This is a genomic window from Thalassoglobus neptunius (genome assembly GCF_007859735.1).
GTDB lineage: Bacteria > Planctomycetota > Planctomycetia > Planctomycetales > Planctomycetaceae > Thalassoglobus > Thalassoglobus neptunius.
The window spans coordinates 1-15,320 of the sequence record NZ_SIHI01000066.1; the positions used below are offsets into that span (position 1 = coordinate 1).

The 15,320-nt window shown below is 53.1% G+C and carries 12 protein-coding genes; 3 read left to right on the top strand and 9 right to left on the bottom strand.

Translation table 11 applies throughout. The features are described 5' to 3' along the window. Window positions 1–167 precede the first annotated feature (167 nt). Complete coding sequence (locus KOR42_RS24205; protein WP_146512412.1) at window positions 168–1,025, top strand: NAD(P)H-binding protein; 858 nt, start codon at window positions 168–170, stop codon at window positions 1,023–1,025. A 2-nt stretch (window positions 1,026–1,027) separates the two neighbouring features. On the opposite strand, the gene KOR42_RS24210 is transcribed toward KOR42_RS24205, so the two are convergent. The 6 genes from KOR42_RS24210 to ligA all read right to left on the bottom strand — a co-directional run bounded on the left by KOR42_RS24210 (window position 1,028) and on the right by ligA (window position 10,003). After that, complete coding sequence (locus KOR42_RS24210; protein WP_146512413.1) at window positions 1,028–4,243, bottom strand: efflux RND transporter permease subunit; 3,216 nt, start codon at window positions 4,241–4,243, stop codon at window positions 1,028–1,030. Beyond that, window positions 4,240–5,703 (bottom strand): efflux RND transporter periplasmic adaptor subunit, encoded by a 1,464-nt coding sequence (locus KOR42_RS24215; RefSeq protein ID WP_146512414.1) that lies wholly within the window; start codon window positions 5,701–5,703, stop codon window positions 4,240–4,242. Before KOR42_RS24215 ends, KOR42_RS24210 begins: the two co-directional genes overlap by 4 nt. Further along, window positions 5,700–6,311, bottom strand: coding sequence for a TetR/AcrR family transcriptional regulator (locus KOR42_RS24220; RefSeq protein WP_197441541.1), 612 nt, complete (start codon window positions 6,309–6,311; stop codon window positions 5,700–5,702). The genes KOR42_RS24215 and KOR42_RS24220 overlap by 4 nt, the downstream gene beginning before the upstream one ends. A 134-nt stretch (window positions 6,312–6,445) precedes the next feature. Continuing rightward, the gene (locus KOR42_RS24225) at window positions 6,446–6,802 is read right to left on the bottom strand and encodes a hypothetical protein (protein ID WP_146512416.1); all 357 of its coding nucleotides are present in this window, start codon (window positions 6,800–6,802) and stop codon (window positions 6,446–6,448) included. A 277-nt stretch (window positions 6,803–7,079) separates the two neighbouring features. Continuing rightward, a complete protein-coding gene (locus tag KOR42_RS24230) occupies window positions 7,080–7,934 on the bottom strand; it encodes an NAD(P)H-hydrate dehydratase (RefSeq protein WP_146512417.1) in 855 nt (284 codons plus the stop codon). A 35-nt stretch (window positions 7,935–7,969) separates the two neighbouring features. Then, entirely contained in the window at window positions 7,970–10,003 is a 2,034-nt protein-coding gene (ligA, locus tag KOR42_RS24235) for an NAD-dependent DNA ligase LigA (RefSeq protein WP_146512418.1), read from the bottom strand. Window positions 10,004–10,212: 209 nt separating this feature from the next. On the opposite strand from ligA, the gene KOR42_RS24240 reads away from it, so the two are divergent. Next, window positions 10,213–11,049 (top strand): ParA family protein, encoded by an 837-nt coding sequence (locus KOR42_RS24240; RefSeq protein WP_146512419.1) that lies wholly within the window; start codon window positions 10,213–10,215, stop codon window positions 11,047–11,049. A gap of 158 nt (window positions 11,050–11,207) precedes the next feature. Here the strand turns inward: KOR42_RS24240 and KOR42_RS24245 are convergent, their stop codons facing one another. From KOR42_RS24245 to KOR42_RS24255, 3 genes are all read right to left on the bottom strand, one after another. Continuing rightward, window positions 11,208–11,627 (bottom strand): hypothetical protein, encoded by a 420-nt coding sequence (locus tag KOR42_RS24245; protein ID WP_146512420.1) that lies wholly within the window; start codon window positions 11,625–11,627, stop codon window positions 11,208–11,210. Window positions 11,628–11,704: 77 nt separating this feature from the next. Continuing rightward, entirely contained in the window at window positions 11,705–13,708 is a 2,004-nt protein-coding gene (gene fliD / locus KOR42_RS24250) for a flagellar filament capping protein FliD (protein ID WP_146512421.1), read from the bottom strand. A gap of 252 nt (window positions 13,709–13,960) precedes the next feature. Further along, window positions 13,961–14,263 carry a flagellin gene (locus KOR42_RS24255; RefSeq protein ID WP_231741112.1) on the bottom strand — a complete coding sequence of 101 codons (303 nt, stop codon included), beginning with the start codon at window positions 14,261–14,263 and terminating at the stop codon, window positions 13,961–13,963. 175 nt (window positions 14,264–14,438) lie between these two features. Between KOR42_RS24255 and KOR42_RS24260 the strand changes: the two genes are divergently transcribed. Next, window positions 14,439–15,179 (top strand): IS3 family transposase, encoded by a 741-nt coding sequence (locus KOR42_RS24260; protein ID WP_146512423.1) that lies wholly within the window; start codon window positions 14,439–14,441, stop codon window positions 15,177–15,179. Window positions 15,180–15,320: the final 141 nt, after the last annotated feature.

Below are 15,320 nucleotides of genomic sequence, written 5' to 3' on the forward strand. Positions count from 1 at the left end.
GAATCATTTCGATCATCTCCCACTGAAGGTCAGTCAGGTCACTTGGGTACGCTTTTCGAATCGCCTCGGACACCGTGCACTCCTTTGCGTTGATGAACCGCAAAGTGTGAACAAAACCAGACTTTCACAAAACCTCAGTTTCCGGATAGCCTCTAAGAGGAATATCGATGTCCGAAATTGCTGTGACGGCTGCCTGTGGTGCTCTCGGTTCCGAAATTGTGAAGGCGATTCGTCAGAGTTTCAGCGACGAAACCGTCATTGGTCTCGCGAGAACTCCGGCAAATGCGGAATCGCTCGGAGTCGAAATCCGCCCGGGCGATTACACCAAGTCATCCGAACTGGAAAGTTCCCTTCAGGGAGTGAACACGGTGCTACTCGTTTCCGGGATGGCTGCTCCTGATGAACGAATCGGCCAGCATCGGAATGTCATCAATGCTGCCCGTACCGCCGGTGTTGAGAAGATCGTTTACACAAGTATTCAGGGAGCAGAGGAGAAGACTGGCTTCTCGCCAATTGTGCAAAGCAATCGGCAAACGGAAGAGGATATTCGCAACAGCGGGCTGCAATGGTCAATTGGCCGCAATGGAATCTATATCGAGCCGGATATTGATTACATCGACCAGTATGAGAAGAGCGGAGAAGTCGCAAACTGCGCAGGCGACGGGCTATGTGGATACACGACTCGGCCGGAACTCGCTTTCGCATATGCACAGATGCTGACAGATTCAAAGCACAATCATCAAACCTACAACCTGCACGGTGAGCATCTCACGCAACGACAACTGACTGCCTATTTGAATGAAGCCTTTGGACTCGATCTGAAATATCGGGAGCTGACCGTCGATCAGTTTCGAGAAGATCGAGTCGCTGAACTCGGCGAGTTTATCGGGAATGTGATCGCCGGAATCTACGAAGGAATTCACAACGGAGCCTTCAACAATCCAAGCCAATTCGCGCAAGCAGCCGGACGCGAACACGTTACATGGCCGGACTACTTTCGTCAGTTGAAGCAGGAACGATCCTGAACTCAATTGTTCAGGATGTTCGAGTCGATCGCCAGTTGCGGAGATGTCGGGGACGAGGAGTCTTCGCTAAGAGCTTCTGCGATGTCGTGGTGGGCAGCCTTGATGCCGAACAGCCGTCCATAGATGACGTAAAACGTCGGCACGAGGACCAGCACGAGCAATGTCGACAGCGCCAGTCCGAAGCAGAGGCTGGTCGCCATCGGGATCACAAGTTGCGCCTGGAATGACCGCTCCGTCAAGATTGGGAGCAGTCCCGCGATTGTGGTCAAAGAGGTCAAAAGGACAGGGCGGAAGCGCCGTTGTCCCGCTTCGACAGCGGCATCTTCGATGGAAATCCCAGCTCGTGATCTTGCGTTAATAAAGTCGACGAGAACGATCGAGTCGTTCACAACGACACCGGTCAAAGCGACAAGTCCGAGCATGCTGAACAGTGTCAGTGGCAACCCAAGAAACGCATGTCCCCAGATCGCCCCAACAACGCCGAACGGAATGACACTCATCACGATTAAGGGTTGGCCGTAGGAATTGAACTCCATCGTGAGGAGCACGAACGTTGCGAAGAGCGCGACAAGGAGTCCGATCATCAGGCTCTGAACAGATTCCGTATCCTGCTCCTGTTGTCCTTCCCATCGAACACTCAAATGCGGGTACTTTTTGAGGAGTTCGGGCATGTACTCCGCTTGAAGTTCAAGAACTGTCTGCTTGGCGTTGCCTTCGTTCTCATCGATGTCGGCGGAAACGGTGATCGATCGCCTTTGATCAATCCGGTTGATTTCAGAATATCCGCGTTGGAAATTCAGATTGGCGATTTCTGAAAGTGGACGCTGAATTCCATCTCCGGGATCGACTCGGATTTCGCTCAAGCTGGCGACAGAACGTCGATCTTCTTCGGGGTATCGCACCATCAGCTTGACTTCATGTCGACCGCGCTGAAGTCGCATGACTTCTTCCCCGTAGTACGCAGCACGGACGGTGCGGGCGATCGATTCGAGCGGGACGCCGAGTGCCTTTCCGGATTCTTTCTCAGTGAGTTGAATTTCCGTTTTTCCCGGGCGGGAATCATCGTCGACATCTCTGACCCCGGGATATTTGGCGAGCTCTATTTTGACTTCTTCGACGGCCGCTTCGAGTTCATCCATGTATTCCGCCGGGGCGAGCAATTTGAATTCAATCGGTTTTCCGCCCGGTCCGCGTGCGATCGATCCGAAGGTCAATGACTCAATCCCCGGAATTTCCCCGACGAGTTCCCGCCATTCGGCTGCGATTTCTTCACTCGAAATGTTTCGCTGTGTGTTTTCAGCAAGTTGGACCTGAACTGAACCGATGTGGCTTCCGGAACTCGATCCCGATGCGCCGGGTGGTCCGCCGGTTTCCGCTTGTGCTCCGACGGTTCTCAGAACAGCCCGGATGAGCGGATTGCTGGGCTCTGAATACTTTTCGTTGATGGTGTTGATCGCCGATTCAATTTCCTGCGTGGCTTGATCGGTGACTTGACTCGGGGTTCCGTCCGGAAAGACAATTTTCGCAATCACTTCCGGAGCATCGAGTTTCGGAAAGAAGACGCTCGGAACGGTTCCATTCGCCACGAGTGTTACCGAACAGATGACGATGGTGACCGCGATGCTGACGGTGATCAGAGTGTTGGCCAGACAGAAGCGAACGGTCGGTGTGTAGAGGGATTTGATGATGACATCGAGAACGCGGTTCGTGAATTGCGTGAGTCCAGCAGTCAGAAAGAACGGCTTTCCGCTTCCGTGAGCAAGGTGGCAGGGAAGAATTGTCACACTCTCCAACAGGGAGATGACAAGCATCGCGATCACCGCGAGCGGAAGGACCGCGAAGAATTTCCCCATGATTCCGGAAACGAAAAACATGGGCATGAACGCGAAGACGGTTGTGATAATCGATGTCGTCACGGATGGAACAACTTCGGCAGTGCCATCAATGGCAGCTTGCAGGTTGGGTTTTCCGAGTTCCCGATGCGCGTAAATGTTCTCTCCGACCACAATTGCATCGTCGACCACGATTCCGAGGGCGATCAGAAAGGCGAACATTGAAAGCATGTTGAGGGTCTGATCGAACTGCCACAATATGGCACAGGCCCCGAGGATCGAGAACGGAATTCCAATCGCCACCCAGAATGCGAGTCGAAATTCAAGGAACAGTGCGAGAACCATGAAGACCAGAAAGAGACCTTGAAGCCCGTTGCGTTTGAGCAAATCGAGTCGGTCTCGCACATCGATCGATGCGTCACCCCAAACGGCGAATTCGTACCCGGACGGAGGCGGGTTCTTTTCAACGTATTCTCTCACAGCCGCGGTCATTGCCAGAAGGTCTTCGCGGGCGGCAGCTTTGATCTGAATTGCGAGTCCCGGTCTGCCGTTGATGCTGGTGATCGAGGGGGAGTCGATGAACTCGTCGTGCACGGTCCCTAAATCATCAACAGTGAGGACGACCCCGTTGGGGCGCGTGATGATCGGAATGGCGGCAATGTCTTCTCCGTGGATGCGTTTGTCTTTTCCTCTAAGGAGGAAGGTCTCGCTGTTGTCGCGGATGTTTCCTCCGGGGAGTTCCAGGTTTCGACGACGAATTCGATTGGCAACATCGGTCAGCGTGAGCCCATACTCGCGCAAGGATTGCTCGGGGATTTCGACATCGATCTGATAATCACGTTCCCCGACAATGTCTGCGACGGAGACCTGCGGAATCTGAAGGAGGTCATCTCGGATCCCTTCGGTGACCGATCGCAGCTTCAACTCGAAATCTTCATCATCGGAGCGGTTCGCGATAATTCCGACGGTGATTGCAGGGTTACGGAGCGTGACCTGTTGAACTTCGGGTTCTTCGGCCAAATCGGGAAAGCTCGGAATGCGGTCGATTTCCGATTGAATTTCGTTGAGGACTTTTTGAACGCTAGGGACGCTTGTTTCGACCTCGATGACAATATTGGCCGCCCCTTCTTGAGCGACAGAGGTCACCTTCTTCAAGCCATCGACAGAGCGAATCGCTTCTTCAATCTTTTGACAGATTCCCGATTCGACTTCTTCGGGACTTGCACCGGGATAGGGAACGGAAACGAGAATCATTTCCAGTTCGAACTGAGGGAATTCTTCTCGCCGCAGTTGCCATCCCGCAAACATTCCGACGAAGAGCACCACCACCATGATGGAATTCATGGTCGGGGTGTGTTGAATTGCCCAGGCGACCATCGACTTCATAGGGAGTTCTCGTCACTGTTTGGGGCAGGGGATTCTGAATCGAGAGATGCGGTGCCGGTAGCTGGTTCTTCTCGAATAGGCATTGCATCGGCGACGGCCGCCAGCGGCGAAACGATAATGCGATCGCCGACGGATAAGTTCGAGGTGAGATCGCGGATGATGGCCCGGTCTTCAATTGTGCGGGCGACAGTCACCGGGTGGATTTGAAGTTGACCATCGCGGGAAACCCATAGCTTTCCGCCGGGCCGCACAGCTTCGATCGGAACAGACATCAACGACGACGCTACTGAAATGGGAATTCGCACCGTTACATACATTCCACTGAGAAGTGTTGGGATGCGAAAATTGAGTCGAGCACCTTCCAGCGATTCAACACGAGTCTGTTCCGGATCACTGACGAGGACCCGGCACGGGAATGTGCGCGTCTCTTTCGACAGCCCGGCTCCTTCGAAACGATCGAGAACGCCTGACCAGATCGTTTCGACTCCGTTGAATTGATAGACAACCTCACACGGAACCGGTTTCAACCGAATGGGATCGATGGAGGTGGGGGGATCGGTTTGATCGGCTTGCGACATTCCCGCCGTTTGCTGTTCCCAGATCCATGCCAACTCGGTCGCTTCCAATTGGCATCGGATGATCATTCGACTTCCGTCACTGATGTGAACGAGATCCGTTCCTACCTGAACGTGGTCTCCTTCTTCGACGATTTCGTCAACGATTCGTCCAGAGATTGGAGCGACGATGCGGCATCGTTCGACATCAAGCTCTGCTTGCTTGAGGGTCGCGGCGATGACATTGCGACTGGCAAGTTTCGTTTGCTTCTGCTGGGTCATTGCCCGCAATTGATTTTGAAGAACTCGCAGCTGATTGCGTGAGGCAAGTTCGCGAGCACGTTCGTTGTCGAGATCGGTGTCGGTTGTGGCTTCCCGTTGGCGAAGCCTTTCGACTCTCTGCAAATTTCTCCGTTTGAGTTCAAGGTCTTCTTCAGCGAGAGAAATCAGCGTGGCCTGATTGTCCATGTCGACGTTCAGTGCTCGGATTTCCTCGTCCGTTTGCGCCAGCTGGGCCTGAATCCGTTCGACTTCGAGGCGATAAGAAAGGTCGTCAATTTGAAAGAGTAACTCTCCCTCGCTGACGAACTGGCCGCTGCGCGCCTTGTCCGATTTCTCAATAATCCGCCCTTCGACTTCCGTTCCGATGGTCAGAACGCGAAACGAAGAGGCTTCTCCATCGAGGTTGATTTCGAACTGGCCGTCGAACTGTTCCACTTCGACGGTGCGAACGAGCGCAGCCCCGTCTCCATTGCGGTCGGGTTCTTTCGGAATTTCCGGCTTCTGACCGAAGACGAAAAATGTGAATCCGCCGATGGCGAGAATCATCACCGAGGCAATGACATTCACGAACAGTCGTACGATTCGACCGCTCGGACGTCTGATTGACAGCGAAGCAGAGATCATGTGTCTTGTTCCGAAGATGAATGATCGATCAAACCGTGAAGAAGTGTGTCGATGAAATGAGAAATGTATTCGTTCTGAGTCTGCCCGGTCGGACTTGAGCCGAGGATCTCAGTCAGCATGGCAGGTCCATGCATTGATGTCAGAATGAGCATTGCTGTTGCTGAGTAGTCGACCGCCCGAATGAGCCCTTTGGCAGCGGCTCGTTTCAGATAGGCGGACAGAACCCGTAAGTCTCGCACTGGTGGGGGCTCGTCGAACTGACTCATCAGTTTGTGCATGTCGACACCGCTCCACCGTAAGACGTTCATCCGTTTCACGACATCGACGAAAAATATCGCAAGCTCGTCGAGGATTTCGCGCAGCTGGATTTCGAAGGGGCGGTCGTCTGGTCCACGTTCGACAAGATCTGTCCATGTTTTCGCCGTGCATGGACCGACAGCGGCGATCATCAATTCCTGTTTATTATGGAATCGCTTGAGAAGAGCTTGCCCGGAAACACCAAGTTCGGCGGCGATTGCGTCGGTCGACACGGACGGCCCATGCTCCAGAAAGCACCGTTTGGCGGTTTCCAGAATCTGTTCGTCGCTGATCGTACGCGGGCGAACCAAGACAGAATCTCTCATTAGTTTGTTGTTGGACACAAACTAATTATTGCAGAGGCTCATTTTCGTCAAGGTCAGTCCAATGAATTTTGTGTTCAGAAGATCAGAAGAAACGTCCTCGTCAAGAGCCTGCAGCTTGATCAGGACTGGTGTCGATGATCCGAAGTGGTGTCGATGATCCGAAGTGGTGTGTTAGAAACATGTTGAGACAATTTCATGGTGGTCTCAAGTTCGTCAAGAAGCGAGTCAATCACCTCTTGCTTGGAATTCCACAGGAACTGCCAGTGCTGATATTTCTTCTCGAGAGAACTTGTGACATTGCCGGACGAAGACGCAACCGCAGCGGAGTCGGAAGGACTTTTGATTGAATTTGAGTGGCCGTCATTGATGTGAGGCATGACGCAAAAACTCCGCGTGTTGGCGACCGTGAAGGCAGTCTTTTCTGATGGCTGTTCCGGCATGATCTCAGTCAGCAGGGATGGTTTCGCAACGATCATTGCGAGCCCCATGCTGAGATTTGTGCTGGAACGTCCGAATTCGAGACAGCGACCTCCGTCCGTGGATTGCTCCTTCTTGTGATGGCTTTCGTTGCGAGAACCGTCGTGCTTTTAAGTGGTCGCACTCCATTCATCGACGCAATAGACGGGCGCTGTGAGGAGGATGGGTAGCCAGTAGCGATATTTCCATTCATGGAAGAGGGGTTGAATGGAGAATGTGCGTGACCGTTACAGGTTGCCTCAGAATTACGGGAATGATCCAGAGAGAATCATCCGGTCAGATCACTTGCTTCCAGGCTGCGGGAAGAAATCGAAGCAAATCAGAAGCGATCAATGCCGGCTCTGTGAGTTCATTGGCAGCGAGGTCTCCGGCCAGACCGTGCAGATAGACACCGAACCGGGCAGCTGAGAACGGGGGCATTTTTTGACCGATGAGAGCGGATACGATTCCAGTCAGAACGTCGCCTGTTCCTCCGGTTCCCATTCCGGAATTTCCAGTGCTGTTCACGTAAACCTGATCGCCGTCAGTGACGATCGTGGCAGGCCCCTTGAGAACCAGGGTCAGGTCATGCTCCTTCGCAAATCGCGTGGCGACGTCCTGTCGATCGTTTTGTATTGAGTCAATGCTCTGGCCAGTCAGCCGGGCAAATTCTCCGGGGTGAGGGGTGAGGACGCGGGGACCGTTGTGCTCGGAGAGTTGTTCGGGAAAGCGGGCGAGAGCGTTAAGCCCGTCCGCGTCAATGACCATCGGTTGAGAACAGGATTGATACATCGCGGTGACGATTTCATCCGTCTCCGACGACTGTGTTAATCCCGGACCGAGAGCGATGACATCTTTCCCCTCAGCATGGTCCATGAGGTTTGGAAGAGCGGACTTGCTCAGGACTCCCGATTCCTGATCGGGAAGCGGGACGGTGATATAGGAAGGTTCGAAGGCTGCGACGATGCCGACAATTGATCGAGGGACACCCAGATAAACGAGTCCAGCTCCTGATCGCAATGCAGCTGCTCCCGCAAGGGAAATCGATCCGCTCATTCCGAGGGAACCGCCGATGATCAGCACCCGTCCGAAAGTTCCCTTGTGCCCAGACTCCGGTCTCTCAGGTGGACTCGGTCGTGAGGAGACGTTCATTTCTGCTCCCTCCTTTGGGGTTTTCGATTCGGCGATTAGGGTGCCTTCCCAATCTTCTCCAAAAATTGGACCTCGGAGATGATAGGAACGTCGAGGCTCTTGGCTTTCTCCAGTTTGCTTCCTGCCTGTTCTCCGGCAATGAGGGAAGTCGTTTTCCGGGAGATGCTACTCGATGCTTTTCCGCCATGTTGTCGAATCAGCTCGTGAATCTCATCTCGCGTGTAATGCTCCAGAGTTCCTGTCACAACGAACGTCTGTCCGTCGAGAACGGGGGATTCCTCGGAGGCGGTCTCAGAATCAGACTCTTGCACTTCTGTTCCGAAGTTGAGTCCACATTCACGCAGCCGTTCGATGATCTCAATTCCGAAATCAGAATGAAAGAACTGATGGACCGACTTTGCGATGACCGGGCCGATCTCGTGAACGTCAGCGAGCGACTCTTCTGACTGAGCACGGATCACGTCAATCGTTCCGAAGCGGTTTTCAAGCACCTGACTGTTATTGCGACCGACGTGCCGGATATTCAACCCGGTCAATAATCGCCACAGCGGGCGATCTTTCGATTCATCAATCGCGTCGAGCAGTTTGTCGACAGATTTTTCGCCGAAGCGATCGAGATTTAAGAGTTGTTCGCGGAGTTCTCGAAGCTTGTACAGGTCTGCATAACCTTTGACTAACCCCGCGTCGAGCAGCTGTTCGATGACCTTAATTCCCATGCCGTCGATATCCATGGCTTGCCGGGAAGCGTAGTAGCGAAGGCTTTCTCGCAATTGGGCCGGGCACGCTGGGTTGACGCATCGAATGTAAACTCCTCCTTCGTCCTGCATGACGGGAGAATCACAGACGGGGCAGCGTTCCGGGAACTCGAAAGCGACTTCATTTCCGGTTCGTCGGTGCTCTTCAACTCGGACGACGTGCGGAATAATTTTCCCAGCTTTCTCGACGACAACAAAGTCACCGATCATGACGCCGAGTCGTTCGAGTTCATCACGGTTGTGCAAACTTGATCGAGAGACCGTCGTGCCTGCGATTTCGACAGGCTCCAAGTGAGCAACAGGGGTCAGTGCTCCCGTTTTTCCAACCTGAATCTCGATTCGTTCGATTTGTGTTGTCGCTTCGTAGCGTTCCCATTTGTAGGCAATCAGCCAGCGCGGGCTCTTCGATGTGTTTCCGAGGAGTTCTCGATCGGCGAATGGGCTGACTTTGATGACGAGCCCGTCGACCTCGAAGTCGAGTTCGTGCAAGTTCTCCATCATCGTCTGGCAATGCTCGAGGGCGGCGTCAATTCCCTTCATTGATTGCACATGGGGAGTCGTCGGGATTCCCCATTCTCGAAGATGTTTGAGGTAGTCGTGATGATCACGGAATTGAATTCCGTCAAATGCGCCGACGCCGTGAGCGAAGAACCGGACACGTCGCGCCGCACACTGTTTGGGATCGAGTTGCTTCAGTGCGCCTGAAGTTGTGTTGCGGGGATTTTTGAATGCTTCTCGCCCCAGTGAGTCCTGAATCTTGTTGAGTTCCACGAAGTCAGAGTTGGCGATGTATGCTTCTCCCCGGACTTCGAGTAGCTCCGGCGGATCGTTTGTTTCGAGGTTCAGGGGGACGCCGCCGATTGTGATGGCGTTTTGCGTGATGTCGTCACCCTTCTGACCGTCACCCCGCGTCACCCCTCTGACGAGCTGTCCATTCTCGTATACCAGTGCGAGTGCGACACCATCGATTTTGTACTCCACCGAGTACGCCACTTCTTCGACCTCAAGAAGTTTGCGAACTTTCTGATCGAATTCCCGGACTCCTTCAATTGAGAAAACATTGTCGATCGAGAGCATCGGCAAGCGGTGGGGAACCGTTTCGAAGCCATCAATCGGCTCTCCACCCACTTTGTGGGTGGGACTATCGGGAGAATCGAGTTCCGGGAACTTTTTTTCGAGTGCTTCCAGACGCTTCAGAAGTCGATCAAACTCGACATCCGAAACTTCCGGATTCGACTCGACATAATAGAGCCGGTTGTGTCGTCTGATCTCCTCTCGCAGAAACTGCACTTCTTTCTGGGGGAGGTCGCTCATTTGAAGAACTCATCTTTCAGCAAGGTGGAGACAGAGATATAGTGCAGAATTCCGCCGGAACAATCATTCGGAACAGTCATTTGCAACGTGCAACGCTTGGGAGAGTGTAGCACTCGGCGAAAAAGTTCTGCCAGTTTGCGCGGAATTGCGATCTCACTGCGGTCAGTCATTCATTTTTAGAATTTTCCAGCGAAAATCGAGGCGCACGGATGCGAGTCATCGCTGTCATGAATCAAAAAGGTGGTGTCGGCAAAACCACCACGAGTGTAAATCTTGCTGCCGGACTTGCCGAGCAGGGCAAGCGGGTGTGCGTGATCGATCTCGATCCCCAGGCTCATGCGTCGCTCCATCTTGGAATCGACGTTGCCGGCGGGACGAATTCGATTTATCAGGTTTTCGCAGGCGGGAAGACCTTCACCGAAGTGATCCAACTCATCGAACAGAATCTTTGGTTGGCGCCCGCGGACATCGATCTGGCCGCGACCGAACTCGAACTCGTCGACGCTGATGGTCGCGAATTCGTTCTGAGAAAGGCACTCGCAGCAGCGGGTGCCAGCGAGAAGTTCGATTACATCGTGATGGATTGTCCGCCGTCGCTCGGCGTTCTCACCATCAACGCTCTGTCCACCGCGACCGAAGTGTTTATTCCGTTGCAACCGCACTTTTTCGCATTGCAGGGACTTTCGAAGCTCTTCGAAACGACAGCGCTCGTGACTCGCCGCCTCAATCGAGAACTGCGTGTTTCAGGTGTTGTTCTCTGTTTGTATGAAACAGGAACACGCCTTGCCGCGGACGTGACGGATGACCTCATGTTCTTTCTTGAACAGAGTGATCCGGAAGCTCCGTGGGCGAATGCTCAAGTCTTCGCGTCGAAAATTCGTCGAAACATCAAACTCGCCGAAGCCCCGAGTCACGGAACTTCGATCTTCAAATACGATCCGGCATCATCAGGTTCCCAGGATTATCGAAACCTTGTCTTGGAAGTGATCGCCGCAGAACAGCGAATTCGCTCAGCCGATCAACAACCTTCGCAAAAAGCTGCTTGATCTTCGAGGATTTTCCGTCCTGAGACACTCGCTCCAACTGTTGGACTTCAACCGGGGCACGTTCCTGAATCAGTCCTCTCAGCCTACGAGTAAGTAGCGTCGCTTACCTCGATGGAAGAAACCGGTTCGCGCGAGATCTGAGAGTCCTCGACAATCGCTTAACCCGTGGCGAGAGTGGTTTCCTGGATTGGGCTCAGTTTTGGAATGGTTCCGTTCGACTCCAGAATGATCGCTTCTTCCCGAATCTCCTGGAAACCCTCGTGAAGCAGTCTGAGAACTTTGAGTGCGTTCGCGGCTCCGACGAGCGTGTGCTGTGCGACCTCGTCGATCATATACAGACAAAGTTGTTGAATCTGGGCAGCGATCTCGTTCTGTTCGGATTCGATTCCTTCGAGGATGCAGACCAGTAGTTTCATTGTCCGGATCTGAGATTGAGCTGCGAGGATCGTTTCTCCGGCCTCGATCGCAGTCGACATTGATGTCAGGGCATCTTCGGCGGCGCCATAGAGACTCAACAGCATGTCAATTCGTGTCCAGTCTCGAATTGTCGACGAGTGGTAGGGACTGTACTGAGGCATTCGGAACGTCTTTTCGTTTTGCGAGAAGAGAAGGGGACGGAATGAGTTTCAGTGAAACTTGAGAACTTCGAAGGACTTCACGAGAAACTGAGTTGAGAGACACTCGCAAGTTGCGAAGCCAGAAAGCTGCTCGTGTTCTGAAGCTCACTGATTGATGATTCGAGTGTGACGAACTGGGCAATGAGATCCTCTTGCTGCTCGTCGAAGATGGCCTGTTGGCGTTCGATGGTTTCTTCGATGGTGAGAATTCTGCGATCGTACAACTCGCGGGCTGTGTAGAGTTGGCCAAACTCGTTTCGAGTGAGTCGGGAAATCAAATCGCCGAGTCGGGAAGCGATCCCTTTGGTGACTGTCACTTCTGCATCTGCCCCGGCGCTGACCTGACTCGGAGTGAGAGTCACACGAAGTTGAAGATCGCCTGTGTTCTCGTTGTCCGCATTGCCGGTGAGCAGACGCCCTCGACCTGTGGCACTTTCGACTTGTCCGTTCACGAGGAAATTCCCAGCGACATCGACTCCCGTGTCACTCGGGTTCTGCGTCAGTCCAAGTTCAGAAAGGGCTGTTCCGTCGAGGATCGCAATTTCGGAAATCGATCCAAAGCTGTCAGACTGGATTCTCAGCTGACCTGATGAATCGAGCGAGACGGAAACCTGTCGGCCGGAAAGTTCGGAGTGTTGATTGATCGTTCGTTCAAGAAGTTCTGCAAGTTCTGCGGCGGTATAGTCACCAGACTGTAGTGTGACATCTGCAGTTGCACCGTCGACTTTAATTTGAAGCGTGTTGTTCCCTGAGTTAATAGTCGTCGAGGCTGCAAGACTGGCATCGCCGGTGATAATAGCCCGTTCGGCTGCTTGGGTAATGTCAACTTCGTAAGGCGAGTCGCTCGGTTGAGTTCGCGATGACCCCAGTAGAAAACTAACGTTTGGATGCGTGCTATTACCTGTCAATGTAAACAGACGAATTAAATCGCGATCTGTAAATTCAGCGTCTTCGCCCGCGAGCACAGATTGAAGTCGCCCGGAATTCACGGAAAGCCTGCCGTTATCCGTGACTGAAATCCCCAATGCCGACAACCGATTCGCATGGCTACCGACGTTGGGAACGACATCGAGAATGAGCGTTCGGATTTCGTTTTGAATGGAGATTGCCGTCCGGTCGCCGTTCAGCAATCCAGCTTCGTCTGTTTCGGCATTGTATCGGACTAAGCTGTCAGTGGAGTCCATAAGCCCGTTAAAAGCGTCGACGAATTCTGTAATCGCTTCGTACGCCGGCTCAGTGTTGCGAGCGACTCGAACTTCGATCGGTTTCGTCTCATCGGCTCGGAGGAGATCAATGGTCACTCCTTGAATCATGTTGGTGAGCCGGTTCGTCGATTGATGAATCGTTAAAGCTCCCGGCCCTTCTCCCAGTTGAACTTCAGCATCCGTTGCTGCTTGCACCGGGTTGTCGAAATCAAATGTGGGAGCTGTTGCGGACCCGGACGAGGCTCCGAGGTTATTGGTGATTTGGATTGTGTTTGCTGCCCCGGTCTCCTTGGCACTTAAGAAGATTCGGTAAGGAGTCGTTCCTCTTGAGTCCGAGTGAATGATTGACGCATCGACTTCGGAATTCGAAAGATTGATCGCGTCAACGAGTCCTTGCAGCGTGTTGTTGGAGGAGTCGATCGTAATCGTACTTTCCGTTCCCGAACCGACGCGGAGGCTGAGAGTCCCTTCTGTGATCGCGGAGTCGGTGTCTTCGAATCCGTTCGAAACAACCTGGTGCGCCCTTGCGAGTGAATTGATCGTCAGTTGATAGGACCCAATGGCTGAGTTCGAAGTGGCTGTTGCTGACAAGGACGTTTCATCGTTGACCTCAACGGTCCGCGCCTGAAAGAGCTGACGTTCGCCTTGTCCCAGTCTTGTAGAAGTCGATTGGAGAGCCAGTAGCTGTGCTTCGAGGGAATCGTAAGCAGAACGTTGTGCGATGGCGTCCTGCCGTCGGACATTCAAGCGGTCAATTTGCGTTTGCTGGATCTCCAAAAGACCGTTGACGATCGATTCCGTATCAATCCCTGTGATGAGTCCATCAATTGTCAGCATGCTGGCGACCTGTTGAATTCCAAGCGGCGATTTAAGTTTCTTCTTCGGAGATGACGCGACGTGAGCAGTCCGAAGTCGAGATGTTTTCAGTTGAGCGATTCACGCGAGCCGATGTGCCATTCGTTAATAAAATGTTCATTAGATGAGAAGGGGTCAGATGAGTACGAGAAGCGGCGAAAGTGAATTAAAAACACTGACCCGTCCACGAAATCCGTTCCAGGACGGGTCGAGGGGTAGAAGCTGACGATCGGATTATCCGAGGAGAGACAAGACGAGTTGCGGCAACTGAGTCGCGTTCCCCAACACGGCCGTTCCTGCTTGAACAAGAACTTGCTGCTGAGTGAAGTTCGCGATCTCTTCCGCAAAGTCGGTGTCACGGATGACCGATTCTGCATTCACTGTGTTTTCGAGCGTTGCTCGCAGATTGTTCGCTGTCGCGTTCAATGTGTTCTGCCGGAACGCTCCGAGATCACCTCGCAAGTTGGTGATGTCGTCAATTGCAGCATCGACGACAGATAGAGCATCCTGGGCTCCGGCACCGGTGGTCACATTCACTTCGCTCAGGTTCCCGAACTGGTTTCCATTGACACCAACTCCGAGTGAAGACGGATTCACACGACCGATGGCGATGTCTGCTGTCTGGTTGGCATTCGGTCCAATCTGGAACGTCAGCGAATTGACCGAAACGGAAACCGCTCCTTGTGCACCGGAAACTGTTTGAGTGGAGTTGGTGCGTGAGTTCCCTCGCTTTGGTTATCGCCAGATCACACGCATGCTGCGTCGTGATGGTTGGGAAGTGAACTTCAAACGCGTCTATCGACTTTGGAGACAAGAAGGATTGAAAGTGCCCCAGAAGAAGCGAAAACGCAGGCGATTGGGAGATTCCTCCGGTGGAATTGCTCGTCGTATTGCGGAGCGAAAAGATCATGTGTGGTCGCTGGATTTCATTTTCGACAGGACGGCCAATGGTCGACCGTTGAAGATTCTTTCGATCGTGGATGAGCATACTCGCGAGTGTGTTGCTCTGGAGGTGAGTCGACACTTGACTGGCGATGACGTGGTTTCGGTCTTGGTGGATCTGTTCACGATTCGGGGCGTTCCTGAATTGATACGAAGCGACAACGGGCCGGAGTTCATTTCCAAACGCCTTCGAGGGTTCCTGGAGAAGGTGGATGTTGGCACATCGTATATCGAGCCCGGCAGTCCCTGGGAGAACGGTTATGTGGAAAGCTTTCACAGCCGCTTTCGCGATGAATGCCTGGCCTGTGAAGAGTTCACGACGCTGACTGAAGCGATCCATGTGATTCAGGACTGGCGGATGACTTACAACCACCGCCGTCCGCACAGCTCTCTTGGAGGGTTGACGCCTGCCGAATTTTCGACTCAGTGTGCTTCCGTTCCAGAGAAGGTTCCGCCTACGGCTCCACCTTCTCCTCCACTCCAGCACACTGACTTACTTATGCATTGTTGAAAACATCTCTGGAATCTGAGATGAGAATGCGCTAAAATCTGGTGATGAGTGATTCCCCACGAACGAATGTGTTGTTGGAAGTGGCAAAGCTGTCGCTTCGGATTGGACGCAAGTATGTCGAGCCGTATTCGCATGCGAAGA

What these genes read in the sequence shown, in the direction of transcription:
- fliD (WP_146512421.1), bottom strand. Translation starts at nt 13,708, where the DNA reads ATGCTGACAATTGATGGACTCATCACAGGGATTGATACGGAATCGATC.
- ligA (WP_146512418.1), bottom strand. Translation starts at nt 10,003, where the DNA reads ATGAGCGACCTCCCCCAGAAAGAAGTGCAGTTTCTGCGAGAGGAGATC.
- KOR42_RS24240 (WP_146512419.1), top strand. Translation starts at nt 10,213, where the DNA reads ATGCGAGTCATCGCTGTCATGAATCAAAAAGGTGGTGTCGGCAAAACC.
- KOR42_RS24245 (WP_146512420.1), bottom strand. Translation starts at nt 11,627, where the DNA reads ATGCCTCAGTACAGTCCCTACCACTCGTCGACAATTCGAGACTGGACA.
- KOR42_RS24210 (WP_146512413.1), bottom strand. Translation starts at nt 4,243, where the DNA reads ATGAAGTCGATGGTCGCCTGGGCAATTCAACACACCCCGACCATGAAT.
- KOR42_RS24205 (WP_146512412.1), top strand. Translation starts at nt 168, where the DNA reads ATGTCCGAAATTGCTGTGACGGCTGCCTGTGGTGCTCTCGGTTCCGAA.
- KOR42_RS24230 (WP_146512417.1), bottom strand. Translation starts at nt 7,934, where the DNA reads ATGAACGTCTCCTCACGACCGAGTCCACCTGAGAGACCGGAGTCTGGG.
- KOR42_RS24225 (WP_146512416.1), bottom strand. Translation starts at nt 6,802, where the DNA reads ATGATCGTTGCGAAACCATCCCTGCTGACTGAGATCATGCCGGAACAG.
- KOR42_RS24215 (WP_146512414.1), bottom strand. Translation starts at nt 5,703, where the DNA reads ATGATCTCTGCTTCGCTGTCAATCAGACGTCCGAGCGGTCGAATCGTA.